This is a genomic window from Corallococcus sicarius, from assembly GCF_003611735.1.
Taxonomy (GTDB): domain Bacteria; phylum Myxococcota; class Myxococcia; order Myxococcales; family Myxococcaceae; genus Corallococcus; species Corallococcus sicarius.
Window position 1 is genome coordinate 1 of sequence record NZ_RAWG01000737.1, and the last position, 458, is coordinate 458.

General features: G+C 69.2%; 1 pseudogene. It reads right to left on the reverse strand.

What is annotated here, in order from left to right:
* A pseudogene (locus D7X12_RS43375) lies at window positions 1-458 on the reverse strand (hypothetical protein); the annotation flags it as partial.

A 458-nucleotide genomic window follows, 5' to 3' on the forward strand; every position in this document is an offset into this window, starting at 1 on the left:
GCGGCCGTGGCGGTCTTCTCCACGGTCGTCTTCGCGGAGAGGACGGCGGAGAAGCGCGGGTCGTTCGCCTTCTTCAACTGCGTGGGCGTCAGGTCCGCGTCCTTCATCTGCTGGTCGGCGTCCTGCTTGGGCTTCTGGAGCGCCTGCACTTCACCCGCGGGCTTCGGCGCCGGCATCGCCTCCGCGGTGTTGACGGGTGGGGGCGGCGCGGCCGGGTCTTCTGGAAGGGGCGAAGCCGCTCGGGCAGGGACGGCGCTTGGATCCGGCGGCGCTGCGGTGGCCTGCTCGGTGGGACCGGCGGCGGTGTCCTTCTGGTCCTTCACGCCCCCGGAGACGGCGCCCTTCACCTGCTCCGTCTCATTGCCCTCCATGAACTTGTCCGCGTCGTCCAGGTTCTTGGGCATCACCTTTTCGATTTCGGCGCGCAGCAGCGCGAGGAAACCGTTGGGTTCGGCCTT